Source organism: Pantoea sp. CFSAN033090, assembly GCF_001264395.1.
Taxonomy (GTDB): domain Bacteria; phylum Pseudomonadota; class Gammaproteobacteria; order Enterobacterales; family Enterobacteriaceae; genus Pantoea; species Pantoea agglomerans.
Genome location: NZ_LGYX01000003.1, coordinates 1 through 15661, shown reverse-complemented (window position 1 = coordinate 15661; position 15661 = coordinate 1). Strand labels below are relative to the sequence as shown.

Here is a 15661-nt window from a genome sequence, read left to right as displayed (position 1 = left end):
CTTTGATTTTAATGATAAACAGGACAGTGAAGGTCTATGACAGACAAGCAGGAAAACCCGCAGGATACGCAGCCGCAAAAGCCGCTTATCGATATTAAAACCGGCAACGAGACGGTTGATCATTCGATTGTGCGCGTGTCGCGTTTTGCCGCCTGGTTTCAGGCGATCCCGGCAGTGGCGCATTTTATTCGCGCCCTTGACCGCTTTAACGATCGGCTCGGCAGCCAGTTTGGCGCGGCCATTACCTATTTCTCTTTTTTATCGCTGATCCCCATTCTGATGGTGTCGTTTGCCGCCGTGGGTTTTGTGCTGGCATCGAACCAGGATCTGCTGACCGATATCATCAACAAAATCGTCAGCAGCATCAGCGACCCGACGCTGGCCACCACGCTGAAGAATACGGTAAATACCGCCATTCAGCAGCGTGCCACCGTGGGTATTACCGGTTTACTGCTGGCGCTCTACTCCGGTCTTAACTGGATGGGTAACCTGCGCGAAGCGATTCGTGCCCAGTCGCGCGACGTATGGGAACGCAAACCGGATGACAAAGAGAAGATCTGGAAGCGTTATATTCGCGATTTCCTGTCGCTGACCGGTCTGATGCTGGCGCTGGTGATTACGCTGTCGCTGACCTCGGTAGCCGGTTCGGCGCAGGCAATGATCGTCAGCGCACTGGGGCTGGATGGCATCGACTGGTTACGGCCCGCCCTGACCATTATTGCCACCTCGATTTCCGTTATGGCTAACTATCTGCTGTTCCTGTGGATTTTCTGGATCCTGCCGCGTCACAAGCCGCGTAAGAAAGCACTGTTCCGCGGCACTCTGCTGGCGGCAATCGGTTTTGAGGTGATCAAGTTTGTGATGACGCTGACGCTGCCGAAGCTGGCGACCTCGCCTTCTGGTGCGGCCTTTGGTTCCGTGCTTGGCCTGATGGCGTTTTTCTACTTCTTCGCCCGTCTGACGCTGTTCTGTGCGGCGTGGATCGCCACCGCCAAATATAAAGACGACCCACAAATGCCTGAAGCGGGCAGCGCGTCACGACACAAATCATCGTAATCCGTTAACAACAGCGGAAAATATTACCCCTCGGCTATTTTTTAACCAGATAACAGGATGAATAGCTGAGGGGTCACTTTTATTTAGCCCTTTCGTAGAGTATCCCGCCAGATATCGTCCGGATTACCCCGGTATCACCCGACATTCGTCGCACCTCAGAAATTATCCTCTTTTTGCCCGCTGAAGCCAGACGCGGCGCGGGTTTTCTTCATTGAATGCGCTCTGGCAGATGCGTAAGATTCTTTGTCTGTATTTACAAATAAGAAACAGTTATGCAAGCCTCCCTCACAGACACGCTCGACAAACAGCAGGATCCCACGCCGGTTAACTCACGCAGTAAAGTGGTGATTGCCTCGCTGGTCGGAACGGCCATCGAGTTCTTCGACTTTTATATTTATGCTACTGCTGCGGTGATTGTTTTCCCGCACATTTTCTTCCCGCAGGGTGATGCCACGGTCGCGACGCTACAGTCGCTGGCCACCTTTGCTATCGCCTTTATCGCGCGTCCGATTGGCTCCGCCGTGTTTGGTCACTTTGGCGATCGCGTGGGTCGCAAAGCCACGCTGGTTGCCTCACTGCTGACCATGGGGATCTCTACCGTGGTGATTGGTCTGCTGCCGGGCTATGAAACCATCGGCGTGATGGCTCCGTTGCTGCTGGCGCTGGCGCGTTTTGGTCAGGGACTGGGACTGGGTGGTGAATGGGGCGGCGCAGCGCTGCTGGCGACGGAAAATGCCCCGGCGAAGAAGCGTGCGCTTTACGGTTCCTTCCCTCAGCTGGGTGCGCCGATTGGCTTTTTCTTCGCTAACGGCACTTTTCTGCTGCTATCGTGGCTGCTGACCGACGAGCAGTTTATGCAGTGGGGCTGGCGCGTGCCGTTTATTCTCTCCGCCGTGCTGGTGCTGATTGGCCTGTATGTGCGCGTTTCGCTGCATGAGAGTCCGGTGTTTGCCAAAGTACAGAAAGAGAAGAAGCAGGTTCGGGTGCCCATTGCGGCGCTGCTGAGTAAGCATCTGACTGCCACCATTCTCGGCACCTTTATCATGCTGGCGACCTATACGCTGTTCTATATCATGACCGTCTATTCGATGAGCTACGGCACCACGGCAGCACCGGCCGGTCTGGGTATTCCGCGTAATAGTATGTTGTGGATGCTGATGCTGGCGGTGATTGGCTTTGGAGTGATGGTGCCGATTGCCGGTTTGCTGGCTGACCGTTTTGGTCGCCGCAAGACGATGATTACCATTACGCTGATGATTATCGCGTTTTCGTTCCTGTTCCCGGCGATGCTCGGTTCCGGATCGCAGGCGCTGGTGATGGCGTTCCTGTTGCTGGGTCTGAGCATTATGGGCCTGACCTTTGGTCCGATGGGCGCCCTGCTGCCGGAGTTGTTTCCGACCGAAGTGCGTTATACCGGCGCATCGTTCTCTTATAACCTCTCATCGATTCTGGGTGCTTCTGTTGCGCCTTATATCGCGACCTGGCTGAATGCGCATTATGGTTTGCAGGCTGTAGGGCTTTATCTGGCATCGATGGCCGTACTGACGCTGATTGCATTGCTCGCCTGTAAAGAGACGCGTAATCAGACGCTGTATGACGTTTAATCCGGCTGGATGAAGGTCAGTGAAAACCCGGCGGCTGCCGGGTTTTTTTATGGAGCAGGCTCACAGAGTACAACCGCTCTGAAGGGCTAAACAAAACATCGCCTTATGGTCAGGCGACAGGCTCAGGGAGCATACGCCTTAAGCGGGTTAGCTTTCTGTTTGAAAAAACCGGACCTCGCTGAAAGGCGTATTGATATTGGCAGCAATAAAGAAGCTTAAGGGCACAGGGAATACGGTCAGAAGAGGAAAGCGTCCCGCGCCAGGGACAAAAACGCCGGGAGCGTTTTTGAACAACGCAAAGCGTTGGCCCGGAAACGGGCGCACCTCAGGGATGAGGTGCGTAATCGCGCGGGCCGAGCATGCCATGGATGGCGGTTTTGCGTCTTTCCGATCTGACCGTGTTGCCTGTGCAGGCACGGTCTCACAGCAGTGCAGGCACGGTCTCACAGAGAACCGTCCAGCCGTTGTTCACCAACAAAAAACCCCGGCAAGCCGGGGTTTAATTTGCTGAAAACTGTGTTGCCGGTTTATTAGCCCGCGACAGCGATACGCTTCATATCGGTCATGTAGCCACGCAGCTTACGGCCAACGGTTTCAATCGGATGCTGGCGAACCGCTTCGTTAACGTCACGCAGCTGCGCGTTATCAACCTGCGTGCCTTCTACCGCTTTACCCAGATCGCCTGGCTGCAGCGTGGTCATGAACTCTTTCAGCAGCGGCACCGCGGCGAAGGAGAACAGGTAGTTACCATATTCGGCGGTATCAGAGATCACCACGTTCATTTCATACAGGCGCTTACGGGCGATGGTGTTCGCGATCAGCGGCAGCTCATGCAGTGATTCGTAGTAAGCAGACTCTTCAATGATGCCGGCGTCCACCATGGTTTCAAACGCCAGCTCAACGCCCGCTTTAACCATCGCAACCATCACCACACCTTTATCGTAGTACTCCTGCTCTTCGATTTTGCCTTCATACTGTGAAGCGGTTTCGAACGCGGTCTGGCCGGTCTCTTCACGCCAGGTCAGCAGGTTTTTATCATCGTTAGCCCAGTCCGCCATCATGCCGGAAGAGAATTCGCCGGAGATGATGTCATCCATATGTTTCTGGAACAGCGGTGCCATGATGGTTTTCAGCTGCTCTGACAGCGCATAAGCGCGCAGTTTAGCCGGGTTAGAGAGGCGATCCATCATCAGTGTGATGCCGCCAAACTTCAGTGATTCGGTGATGGTTTCCCAGCCGAACTGGATCAGTTTTTCTGCGTAAGCCGGGTCAGTGCCTTCAGCCACCAGCTTGTCGAAGCAGAGCAGTGAACCAGCCTGCAACATGCCGCACAGGATAGTCTGCTCACCCATCAGGTCAGATTTCACTTCAGCAACGAAAGAGGACTCCAGCACGCCAGCACGATCGCCGCCAGTTGCTGCTGCCCAGGCTTTGGCAATCGCCATGCCTTCGCCTTTTGGATCGTTTTCCGGGTGAACCGCGATCAGCGTCGGTACACCAAAGCCACGTTTGTACTCTTCACGAACTTCTGTACCCGGACACTTCGGTGCCACCATGACCACGGTGATATCTTTACGGATGCTTTCGCCCACTTCAACGATGTTGAAACCGTGCGAGTAGCCCAGCGCAGCGCCATCTTTCATCAGCGGCTGAACAGCCTGAACTACAGCGGAGTGCTGCTTGTCTGGCGTCAGGTTTACCACCAGGTCAGCCTGCGGGATCAGTTCTTCGTAGGTGCCCACTTTGAAACCGTTATCGGTCGCTTTGCGCCATGAAGGGCGTTTTTCCGCAATTGCTTCAGCACGCAGTGCATAGGCCACATCCAGACCGGAATCACGCATGTTCAGACCCTGATTCAGGCCCTGCGCACCACAGCCAACGATAACGACTTTTTTGCCTTTCAGGAAACTGGCACCATCCGCGAATTCATCGCGCGCCATGAAACGGCACTTGCCTAATTGCGCCAGCTGGTTGCGCAGGTTCAATGTGTTGAAATAGTTAGCCATGGGTACTCCGGTAAGGTTGTGTTTGCTTTTTTTGTTCAGGAACGGCATGTCATGCAGCGCCGCGAATGACCCCATCATATGACAGGAATTCTGTTGCTTAAATTGATATATTAACAACGTCACATTGCAATAAATGCAACACCACCCAGAGGCGACACGCACATGGATTTACGGGATCTGAAACTGTTTCTTCATCTGGCAGAAAGCTGCCACTTCGGGCGCACTGCGCGTGCTATGCACGTCAGCCCTTCCACGCTGTCACGCCAGATCCAGCGGCTTGAAGAAGATGTCGGCCATGCGCTGTTTCTGCGCGATAACCGCACCGTGACGCTGACAGAAGCGGGCGAACGCCTGCGCCAGTTTGCCCAGCAGACGCTGTTGCAGTATCAGCAACTGCGCCATGTGATGGATCTTAACGGTCCGTCGCTCAGCGGCGAGCTGCGCCTGTTCTGCTCAGTGACGGCGGCCTACAGTCATCTGCCGCCCATCCTCGACCGCTTTCGCGCTGAACATCCGCAGGTCGAAATCAAACTGGATACCGGCGATGCCGCGGATGCGGTGGAAAAAGTGCACTCCGGCGATGCCGATCTGGCCATTGCCGGCCGTCCTGAAACGCTGCCCGCCAGCATTGATTTTATGCCACTGGGGCTGATCCCGCTGGTGCTGATCGCGCCTGCACTGCCCTGTGCCGTTCGTACCCAGGCAACACAGCCGCAGCCCGACTGGTCAAAAATTCCGTTTATCCTGCCGGTACAGGGACCGGCACGGCGACGTATCGATCTCTGGTTTCGCCGCCAGCGCATCCCGAATCCGGTGATTTACGCCACGGTCTCGGGGCATGAGGCGATTGTTTCGATGGTGGCGCTGGGCTGCGGTATTGCACTTTTACCGGATGTGGTGCTGGAAAACAGCCCGGATCCGGTGCGTAACCGCGTGCTGCTACTGGAGAATATTGACTCGGTTGCGCCGTTCGAACTCGGCATCTGCGTGCAAAAAAAGCGGCTCGGAGAGCCGCTGATCAGTGCTTTCTGGAGCCAGCTGTAATCAGCTGCCTGACAGGAAGAAGCGGAATGCCGGGTTCTGGCTTTCGTCATGAAAGTCGTAACCCAGATCGGTGAGATGCTCTTCGAAGCGTGGCTCATCGCTGCCAAGTTCAAAAGCGGCCAGCACACGGCCATAATCGGTGCCGTGGCTGCGATAATGAAACAGCGAGATATTCCAGTGGGTGCCCAGCGTTTGCAGGAACTTCAGCAACGCGCCGGGTGCCTCCGGGAATTCAAAGCTGAAGAGGCGTTCACGCAGTGGTTTAGAAGGGCGTCCGCCCACCATGTAACGCACGTGCAGTTTCGCCATCTCATCATCCGAGAGATCGACCACCTGATAACCGCCGCTGGTGAGCTCGCTGATGATCTCGCTGCGCTCTTCTACGCCGCGCGTCAGTCGTACGCCAACAAAGATGCAGGCTTTGTCCGCATCGGCGTAGCGGTAGTTGAACTCGGTAATCGACCGTCCACCCAGCGTCTGGCAGAAACGCAGGAAACTGCCCTGCTGTTCCGGGATCGTTACGGCCAGCAGCGCTTCACGCTGTTCGCCCAGCTCGCAGCGCTCAGAAACGTAACGCAGGCCGTGGAAATTGACGTTGGCCCCGGATAACACATGCGCCAGCCGCTCGCCTTTGATCCCGTGCAGCTGGATATACTTTTTCATGCCAGCCAGCGCCAGCGCGCCAGAGGGCTCCGCCACAGCACGGACATCTTCAAACAGATCTTTCATCGCGGCACAAATCGCATCGCTGTCGACGGTGATGATGTCATCGATGTATTCCTGACAGAGCCGGAAGGTTTCGCTGCCAATCCGTTTCACCGCCACCCCTTCGGCAAACAGCCCGACGCGCGGCAGATCGACCGGATGACCCGCCTCCAGCGCTGCTTTCAGGCAGGCTGAATCTTCTGACTCCACCGCGATCACTTTGATTTGCGGCATCAGCTGCTTGATCAGCACCGCGACGCCGGCTGCCAGACCTCCACCGCCAACCGGGACAAAGACCCGGTCGAGATGCGCATCCTGTTGCAGCAGCTCCATCGCCAGCGTGCCCTGTCCGGCAATGACGGCCGGATGGTCAAACGGCGGCACGAAGGTGTAACCGCGCTGTTCAGAAAGTTCTATCGCTTTGGCTTTCGCCTCGTCAAAGTTGGCCCCGAACAGGAAAGCCTCACCGCCAAATGCGCGCACCGCATCAACCTTGATGTCTGCCGTCGCCAGCGGCATCACAATCAGTGACTTGATCCCCAGCTTAGTGGCGGAGAGCGCCACGCCCTGCGCATGGTTACCGGCTGACGCCGTCACCACGCCGCGCGCTTTCTGCTCTTCGTTCAGACCGGCAATCATCGCGTAGGCACCGCGCACCTTGAAACTGTGCACCGGCTGACGATCTTCCCGCTTCACCAGAATGGTGTTGCCGAGACGCGATGAGATTTTTTCCATAACCTGCAGCGGCGTCACCTGTGCCACTTCATACACCGGTGAACGCAACACTGCGCGCAAATACTCGGCGCCACAAGGCGCCTCGGGTAGCGGTTGAGACTCGGCCATCGTTAGCCTCCCAGCTTGCTCTTATCGCGGACGGCGCCTTTGTCAGCACTGGTCGCGAGTAATGCGTAGGCACGCAGCGCAAAGGAGACTTCACGCTGACGATTGACCGGCGTATACGCCGCATCGCCACGTGCCTGCTGCTCTTCACGACGGGCGTGCAGTTCGTTATCCGGTACGGCGAGTTTGATACCGCGGTTAGGGATATCGATTTCGATGGTGTCGCCATCTTTGACCAGCGCAATGGTGCCACCGTTGGCTGCTTCAGGCGAGGCGTGACCGATAGAGAGGCCCGACGTACCGCCAGAGAAACGACCATCGGTGATCAGCGCGCAGCTTTTGCCCAGCCCCATCGATTTCAGATAAGTGGTCGGATAGAGCATCTCCTGCATGCCTGGCCCGCCTTTTGGACCTTCGTAGCGAATGACGACCACATCGCCCGCAACGACTTTGCCGCCCAGAATCGCTTCAACGGCGTCATCCTGGCTTTCATAGACTTTGGCCGGACCGGTGAAGGTCAGGATCTCTTTGTCTACGCCCGCAGTTTTTACGATACAGCCATCTTCCGCGATGTTGCCGTAGAGCACGGCCAGACCGCCATCCTGCGAGTAAGCGTTTTCACGGGTACGGATACAGCCTTCGGCACGGTCATCATCCAGCGTGTCCCAGCGGCAGTTCTGTGAGAACGCCTGGGTGGTACGAATACCCGCCGGACCCGCGCGGAACATATCTTTTACCGCCTGATCTTTGGTCAGCATGATGTCGTACTGATCCAGCGTTTCACGCATGGTCTGCTGCAGGATATTACGGGCGCTGCTGTCGAACAGGCCGGCACGATCCAGCTCGCCGAGAATGGCGAACACGCCACCCGCGCGATGCACATCTTCCATATGGTATTTCGGAGTGCTTGGCGCCACTTTACAGAGCTGAGGCACTTTGCGTGACAGGCGATCGATGTCGGAGATATTAAAGTCGATATCGCCTTCCTGTGCGGCTGCCAGCAGGTGGAGCACGGTGTTGGTGGAACCGCCCATGGCGATATCCAGCATCATGGCGTTCTCAAAAGCGGCCTTGTTCGCGATGTTACGCGGCAGCATGTTGACATCATCCTGCTCGTAATAGCGCTTGGTCAGGCTTACGATGCGCTTACCGGCATTGATGAACAGCTCTTTGCGATCGGCGTGTGTAGCCAGCAGTGAACCGTTGCCAGGCTGCGACAGGCCGAGTGCTTCAGTCAGGCAGTTCATCGAGTTGGCGGTGAACATACCGGAGCAGGAGCCGCAGGTCGGACAGGCAGAGCGTTCGATCTGCTCGCTGTCGGCATCGCTGACGTTCGGGTTGGCACCCTGAATCATCGCATCTACCAGATCCAGCTTGATGATCTGGTCAGAAAGCTTGGTTTTACCCGCTTCCATCGGTCCGCCTGAAACGAAGATCACCGGAATATTGAGGCGCAATGACGCCATCAGCATACCCGGGGTGATTTTGTCGCAGTTAGAGATGCAGACCATGGCGTCAGCACAGTGGGCGTTGACCATGTACTCGACCGAGTCAGCAATCAGCTCACGCGACGGCAGTGAATACAGCATGCCGCCATGACCCATGGCAATACCGTCATCCACCGCAATGGTGTTGAACTCTTTAGCCACACCGCCTGCCGCTTCGATCTGCTCGGCGACAAGTTTACCAAGATCACGCAGGTGAACGTGGCCCGGCACAAATTGGGTGAATGAGTTAACCACAGCGATAATCGGCTTGCCGAAATCGTCGTCGGTCATTCCTGTCGCGCGCCATAAGGCACGGGCACCCGCCATATTGCGGCCGTGGGTGGTGGTGGCGGAACGGTACTTAGGCATACTCTATTTACTCCAGTAAGAATAAGCTCGCGGACGTCAGATGACGCCCGCGCTGTATCTGATTATGGGTTAACCGGATCTAACCAGCCCCATTTGTCTTCGGTTTCGCCGGTGAACAGGCCAAAGAAGGCCTCCTGGATGCGTTTGGTCACCGGGCCACGTTTGCCTTCGCCGACCTGAATGCGGTCAACGCTGCGCACCGGTGTAATTTCTGCCGCGGTGCCAGACATAAAGACTTCGTCAGCCAGATAGAGAGATTCACGCGACAGGGTCTGCTCACGCACTTCAATGCCCATATCACGCGCCAGAGTGATGATGGCATCGCGGGTGATGCCCGGCAGTGCTGAAGAGGTAAATGGCGGGGTAAAGAGCACGCCATCTTTAACTTCAAACAGGTTTTCGCCTGCACCTTCGGAGATCAGGCCATTGGTATCCAGCGCAATCCCTTCCTGATAGCCGTGACGACGGGCTTCGCTGCCCACCAGCAGTGAGGAGAGGTAGTTACCGCCCGCTTTAGCGGCGGTTGGCAGGGTATTCGGTGCTACGCGGTTCCATGAGGAGACCATGGCATCGATGCCGTTCTCCAGGGCTTCAGCGCCCAGGTATGCGCCCCACGGGAACGCCGCAATGATCACGTCGGTGGTGAAGCCATCTGGCGGGTTCACGCCCAGGCCCACATCGCCGACAAAGGCCAGCGGACGGATATAAGCACTTTTCAGTTTGTTCACGCGGATGACTTCGCGGCACGCTTCCATCAGCTCATCAACGCTGCTTTTAATCGGGAAGCGATAGATTTTGGCGGAGTCGTGCAGACGTTGCATGTGTTCGCGATGGCGGAACACAACCGGTCCTTTGTGAGAGTCGTAGCAGCGCACGCCTTCAAATACCGACGTACCGTAGTGCAACGCGTGGGACATGACGCTGACCTTCGCCTCTTCCCACTTAACCATCTCGCCATTGAACCAAATAAAGTCTGCTTTCTTCGTGCTCATTGTTATTCCCTCTCGCGGCTAAGCGCGGATTTGTTGTGTTGTCTGTTGTTGAATCTGAACGCATGCAACGTCGATCAATTTGCTTAACTGCGAAGACAGTAAATCGACGGAACGCTGACTGGCAACGGTCATTTCAATATTAATGTTTTCTGCGTTGGCGACTGAGGCCATGTTCATAGAACAGACCTGAAAACCGCGGTGACGCACTACGCGTAAAATGCGCTCCAATATTTCAGGGCGGAAACGGGCTTCGATAGACAATTGATGCTGGTTCATACAGTTTTCTCCATCATGTTTGCATTGCTGGCACCCGGCGGTACCAGTGGCCAGACGTTTTCATGCTCATCAATTGCAACATGCAGGAAGTAAGGACCTTCGCTGTTCAGCAGAGCATCAAGGGCGGCGTCGACCTGATCTTTACGGGTAATGCGCTGGCCGGGAATATTGAAAGCGCTGGCCAGCGTGAGGAAGTCGGGGTTGTCGGACAGATTGGTTTCACTGTAGCGGCCATCGAAAAACAGCTGCTGCCACTGACGCACCATGCCCAGACGCTGGTTATCCAGCAGCACGATTTTGACCGGCAGCTTGCCGCGCTTGATGGTACCCAGCTCCTGGATGTTCATCATGATGGAGCCATCGCCCGAGACACAGATAACCGTATCTTCCGGGCGTGCAACCTGCGCACCGATGGCGGCGGGTAAACCAAAGCCCATGGTGCCTAAGCCGCTGGAGGTGATGAAGTTCTCCGGCGCGCTGAATGCCATGTGTTGCGCCGTCCACATCTGGTGCTGACCGACGTCGGTGGTCACTACGGTATTGGCCGGTTTGCGATCGGAAAGCTGCTTCAGCAACAGCGGTGCATAGATCGCTTCGCCCGGATGGTCGTAGCGCCATGGGTGACTGGCCTTAAGCGCTTTCATCTCATCGCGCCAGGCGTTGATATGCAGAGGCTGACTCAGGGCGGGCAGCAATTCGTTGAGATCACCCTGCAGAGAGACGTGTGCACGACGTAATTTGTTTAACTCAGCGGGATCGATATCGAGATGAATTACGCTGGCATGGGGGGCAAAGGTGTCCAGCTTGCCGGTCACACGGTCATCGAAACGGGCGCCGACCGCGATCAGTAAGTCACAACTCTGCACCGCCAGGTTGGCGGCTTTAGTACCGTGCATCCCCAGCATGCCGAGATACACCTCGCTGTGGGGATCTACGCTGCCCAGCCCCTTTAAGGTGGCCACTGCCGGGATGCCGGTCTCTTCTGCCAGCGCGCGCAGTGCCGGAACAGCCTGTGCCAGGCCAACGCCTCCACCAACATAGAGCATTGGTTTTCTGGCCTGCGCCATCAGTGCGCGTGCTTCCTGAATCGCCTGATGCGGCAGCGCGCTTCCCTCTTCTACCGGAACCAGATGCGGGGCAGGTTCTCCCTGCGCAATCTGAATATCTTTAGGAATGTCCACCAGTACCGGACCCGGACGGCCTGACTGCGCCAGCGCAAAGGCTTCTGCCATGATGGCGGGCAGCTCATCTAACGATTCGACCAGGAAGCTGTGTTTGGTGCAGGCCAGCGACAAGCCCAGCACGTCGATTTCCTGAAAGGCGTCGGTGCCGATGAAGGCCGAGGTGACCTGACCGGTTACTGCCACGACCGGAACCGAATCCATCATGGCATCTGCCAGGCCGGTAATCAGGTTTGTCGCGCCAGGGCCAGAGGTGGCGATACAGACGCCGGTTTTGCCGGTTGAGCGCGCATAACCGATCGCCGCCATCACAGCGCCCTGCTCGTGACGACACAGTAGGTGTTCCACGCCGCCGTCGTAGAGCGCGTCGTATACCGGCATGATTGCGCCGCCAGGGTAACCGAATACGGTATTAACACCCTGCGCGCGTAAAGCCTGAACTACCCACTGTGCACCTGTCATCGCTATTCTCCTGTGTCCTGACCGGAACAACAGAATTTTATGCTACTGTTCATTGTTTGTTCCTTGTGGATTTACTGATATTTCCTCTGGTCGAAAAAAAACCCCCGGACCTTTCGGTGCGGGGGTTTTTTCGGATTCGAGGCTTGATTTTTAAGCCTTTCTTTCTCCAAGCGTTGCCCCGCACGGTAGGTTAATAACCACCACCACGCTAATCACGACCAGGCTAATCACTTGTAGAAGGGCTTTCATGTGTTGTTCAATTCTTTCGCTTGTTCGAAGTAATGCCTACAGAGTTATCATAGTCAGGGGGCATGACACAACTTTTTTTACAGAGTTTTTTTAGCGCCTGGCGCTAAATCGCGGTCTATCAATTTGTAATACAAGAAATAATTACATGATGATAATTATTCATCACTTTACTGACGTAATAATTTTTTGGTGAATTTGCGCGCAGACACGCAGCGTTTTAACAGGTTGTGAAAAAACTTCTGATAGGTTGTGCAATGACCCGAATAGTGCTGATGATGCCCTGGCTTTCCTTTGATGCTGTCACCAGACTGACGGTAACAAGGAGCGAGTATGTCATTGTCAAAAGTTCTGACCCGGGCAGCGCTGGGAGTGGAAGCCCCGCTGGTGACCATCGAGGCACACATCAGTAACGGACTGCCTGCGTTAACGCTGGTGGGGCTGCCTGAAACCACGGTGAAAGAGGCGCGTGAGCGGGTACGCAGCGCCATTATCAACAGCGGTTTTGCCTTCCCGGCAAAACGCGTCACCATCAATCTGGCACCCGCAGATTTACCCAAAGAGGGCGGGCGGTATGACTTACCCATGGCGATTGCCATTCTGGTCGCCTCTGAGCAGCTTCCTGCCGACAAACTGACACACTATGAGTTTCTGGGTGAGCTGGCACTCGACGGCGCACTGTGCGGTGTACAGGGCGCGATTCCAGCGGCCATGGTAGCCATTCAGGCTGGACGACAGCTGGTCCTCTCCACCGAGAATCAGTGTGATGCCGGGCTAATCCGTCAGGGCTCGTCGCTGGTTGCCTCTCACCTCAGCGAAGTGTGCGCCTTTCTGCGCAATGAACTCACACTACCGACAGCCCAGTATCCTGAGCATCAGGGCGATGCACCTGCTGACGATCTCGCTGATATCATTGGTCAGGAACAGGGACGCAGAGCACTGGAGATCACTGCGGCTGGCGGGCACAACCTGTTGCTGATCGGGCCCCCTGGCACCGGTAAAACCATGCTCGCTACCCGGTTGCCCGGCATCATGCCCTCCTTAAGCGATCAGGAAGCACTGGAGTGTGCGGCAATCGCCAGCCTGGTGAACAGCAAGACCCTGCATCGACAGTGGCGCACCCGGCCTTTCAGGTCACCTCACCACAGCGCCTCTCTCTATGCTCTGATTGGCGGCGGCTCACTGCCACGGCCCGGTGAGATCTCCCTGGCGCATAACGGCGTGCTGTTTCTGGATGAATTACCGGAATTTGATCGCAAGGTGCTGGACTCCCTGCGCGAACCATTAGAATCGGGCATCATCGCTATTTCACGCGCACGGGCAAAAGTTACCTACCCGGCACGGTTTCAGCTGATTGCTGCGATGAATCCAAGTCCAACCGGACACTATCAGGGACAGCATAACCGCTGCTCACCCCAGCAGGTGCTGCGTTATCTCAGTAAGCTATCCGGCCCATTTCTTGATCGTTTTGATCTTTCGCTGGAGGTGCCGCTACTCCCCAGCGGCATGCTCAGCGGTCAGCGCGCCAGGGCGGAAGCATCTGAGCAGGTTCGTCATCGGGTGGTCGCAGCGCGTGACATTCAGCTGGCTCGTGCAGGAAAAATAAATGCGCATTTAAACAATGCAGAGATTATGCGCTGGTGTCAGCCTGCTAAAGAGGATGCGGAGTGGCTGGAGTCAGTGCTGGAGAAGCTGGGTTTATCTGTACGGGCATGGCAGCGGATTTTAAAAGTGGCGCGTACCCTGGCCGATCTGGCCGGGGAAGCAGACATCACCCGGCATCATCTGCAGGAAGCTGTCAGCTATCGCACGATAGATCGATTAATGATCCATCTGCATAACAGCCTGCAATAAAAAAGGGGCTTTCGCCCCTTCTCTGTTAATCGTCGCTGTCGGTGAAGTCTTCAACGGTGTCCATCTGCGGTTTACCGCCAGACAGCGTATGAAAACGTTTAGGACGCTTAATGCGGGTCATATACTTAGACCATACACGTTCAGCTTCCGTTTGCGGCTCACGCACGCCACGACACACTTCAATAAACAAACGTTCTTCTTCGGTTGCAGGCTCACGCTTTGATAAATCCAGCTCATTAAAGGCAAAACCGTGGCGTTCAAGAAGCTGAGCTTCTTTAATAGTAAAGTCACCGTGGCGTGAGAAACCACGCGGGTAATGTTTGTTATCAAAGAAACGATTCTCTGTTGAGAAGCTTTCCGCCATGTTACACGCTCCTGATTTTCTAATGCCGTGCTGTTAATGGCGCGGAGTATTAGATAGGCTTGACAGAGTGTAAAACAAAACATTTAAATCTATACGACAAACATTTTTTGGGAGAACGCTGTGGATACGGAATTACTGAAAACTTTCCTGGAAGTGAGCAGAACTCGCCATTTCGGGCGTGCTGCAGAAGCACTTTACCTCACGCAATCTGCTGTCAGTTTTCGCATCCGTCAGTTAGAGAATCAGCTTGGCGTTAACCTTTTTACACGGCATCGCAATAACATACGTCTGACGGCGGCCGGAGAGCGACTGCTCCCCTATGCTGAAAGCCTGATGAGCACCTGGATGATGGCGAAGAAGGAGGTTTCTCACACTCAGCAGCACCATGAGCTTTCAATAGGTGCCAGTGCATCACTATGGGAGGCTTATCTGACGCCATGGCTACAGACGCTCTACGAGAATCGGGAGAGCCTGCACTTAGAAGCGCGCGTGGCACAACGACATCTGCTGGTTAAGCAACTCCATGAGCGCCAGCTGGATCTGTTGATCACCACTGAAGCACCTAAGATGGATGAGTTAACCAGTCAGCAGATTGGTCATATTTCACTGGCGCTTTTCTGCGCCCGGCAGAGCGAGAAGCGTGAAAAATATGATTATATTAAGCTGGAATGGGGAGCAGATTTTCATCAGCATCAGAGCTATCTCTCCGGGGCTGATGATGTACCGGTACTGACCACCACGTCGGCACATGTCACCCGTGAACTGCTGCATACCACCGGAGCGTGCGCATTTCTGCCGGACTTCTGGCAGAGTGTGTACAGTGAGTTGATGGTGATTCCGGATACGCCCGTCGCCGTGCGTCCGCTCTATGCTGTCTGGTTGCAGAACAGCGATCAGCAGGCACATATCCGTCAGTTGCTTAAATTCCCGATTCTGGTCAGGCAAAATAGCTGAATTTGCAGGCAGGACAGTAGGCAGGGAAGATCAGAGGCCAGTTAGATTTAGCTGGTTTTTCTTTTTTGCTTTTTTAAAGGCAAAAAAAAATCCTTTGCCGAAGCAAAGGATCGTTTTCTGGCAGGGGCGGAGGGACTCGAACCCCCAACACCCGGTTTTGGAGACCGGTGCTCTACCAATTGAACTACGCCCCTAATAGGGTGGCGGAACGGACGGGGCTC

General features: G+C 55.5%; 13 protein-coding genes and 1 tRNA gene. 5 read left to right on the top strand and 9 right to left on the bottom strand.

Annotated elements, in window-relative coordinates; genetic code table 11:
• The first annotated feature begins 36 nt into the window (after positions 1–36).
• Together yhjD and AFL22_RS02510 are read left to right on the top strand one after the other, a co-directional pair.
• Entirely contained in the window at positions 37–1056 is a 1020-nt protein-coding gene (yhjD, locus tag AFL22_RS02515; protein ID WP_010671463.1) for an inner membrane protein YhjD, read from the top strand.
• Between the two features lie 272 nt (positions 1057–1328).
• Positions 1329–2660: an MFS transporter gene (locus AFL22_RS02510; RefSeq protein WP_010671462.1), complete on the top strand. Its 1332-nt coding sequence runs from the start codon at positions 1329–1331 to the stop codon at positions 2658–2660.
• 530 nt (positions 2661–3190) lie between these two features.
• Here AFL22_RS02510 and ilvC read toward each other — a convergent pair.
• Entirely contained in the window at positions 3191–4666 is a 1476-nt protein-coding gene (gene ilvC, locus AFL22_RS02505) for a ketol-acid reductoisomerase (protein ID WP_010253551.1), read from the bottom strand.
• A gap of 162 nt (positions 4667–4828) precedes the next feature.
• On the opposite strand from ilvC, the gene ilvY reads away from it, so the two are divergent.
• Complete coding sequence (ilvY, locus tag AFL22_RS02500; protein WP_008926355.1) at positions 4829–5710, top strand: HTH-type transcriptional activator IlvY; 882 nt, start codon at positions 4829–4831, stop codon at positions 5708–5710.
• On the opposite strand, the gene ilvA is transcribed toward ilvY, so the two are convergent.
• From ilvA to ilvL, 6 genes are all read right to left on the bottom strand, one after another.
• Complete coding sequence (gene ilvA, locus AFL22_RS02495) at positions 5711–7258, bottom strand: threonine ammonia-lyase, biosynthetic (protein ID WP_052270737.1); 1548 nt, start codon at positions 7256–7258, stop codon at positions 5711–5713.
• 2 nt (positions 7259–7260) lie between these two features.
• The gene (gene ilvD / locus AFL22_RS02490; RefSeq protein ID WP_010253556.1) at positions 7261–9111 is read right to left on the bottom strand and encodes a dihydroxy-acid dehydratase; all 1851 of its coding nucleotides are present in this window, start codon (positions 9109–9111) and stop codon (positions 7261–7263) included.
• Positions 9112–9173: 62 nt separating this feature from the next.
• On the bottom strand, positions 9174–10103 hold the full coding sequence (locus tag AFL22_RS02485) for a branched-chain amino acid transaminase (protein ID WP_010253558.1): 930 nt from the start codon (positions 10101–10103) through the stop codon (positions 9174–9176).
• Between the two features lie 18 nt (positions 10104–10121).
• The gene (gene ilvM, locus AFL22_RS02480) at positions 10122–10379 is read right to left on the bottom strand and encodes an acetolactate synthase 2 small subunit (protein WP_008926359.1); all 258 of its coding nucleotides are present in this window, start codon (positions 10377–10379) and stop codon (positions 10122–10124) included.
• The gene (gene ilvG, locus AFL22_RS02475; protein WP_033759177.1) at positions 10376–12022 is read right to left on the bottom strand and encodes an acetolactate synthase 2 catalytic subunit; all 1647 of its coding nucleotides are present in this window, start codon (positions 12020–12022) and stop codon (positions 10376–10378) included. The genes ilvM and ilvG overlap by 4 nt, the downstream gene beginning before the upstream one ends.
• 150 nt (positions 12023–12172) lie before the next feature.
• The gene (ilvL, locus tag AFL22_RS23910; protein ID WP_072101316.1) at positions 12173–12271 is read right to left on the bottom strand and encodes an ilv operon leader peptide; all 99 of its coding nucleotides are present in this window, start codon (positions 12269–12271) and stop codon (positions 12173–12175) included.
• 330 nt (positions 12272–12601) lie between these two features.
• Here ilvL and AFL22_RS02470 point away from each other — a divergent pair, with 330 nt between their 5' ends.
• Complete coding sequence (locus tag AFL22_RS02470; RefSeq protein ID WP_052270736.1) at positions 12602–14122, top strand: YifB family Mg chelatase-like AAA ATPase; 1521 nt, start codon at positions 12602–12604, stop codon at positions 14120–14122.
• Positions 14123–14147: 25 nt separating this feature from the next.
• Here the strand turns inward: AFL22_RS02470 and AFL22_RS02465 are convergent, their stop codons facing one another.
• Positions 14148–14486, bottom strand: coding sequence for a DUF413 domain-containing protein (locus AFL22_RS02465; RefSeq protein ID WP_010253568.1), 339 nt, complete (start codon positions 14484–14486; stop codon positions 14148–14150).
• Positions 14487–14606: 120 nt separating this feature from the next.
• Here AFL22_RS02465 and hdfR point away from each other — a divergent pair, with 120 nt between their 5' ends.
• Positions 14607–15440 (top strand): HTH-type transcriptional regulator HdfR, encoded by an 834-nt coding sequence (gene hdfR, locus AFL22_RS02460; RefSeq protein WP_010253571.1) that lies wholly within the window; start codon positions 14607–14609, stop codon positions 15438–15440.
• A gap of 118 nt (positions 15441–15558) precedes the next feature.
• On the opposite strand, the gene AFL22_RS02455 is transcribed toward hdfR, so the two are convergent.
• Positions 15559–15634 (bottom strand) — tRNA-Trp (locus AFL22_RS02455).
• Between the last annotated feature and the right edge of the window lie 27 nt (positions 15635–15661).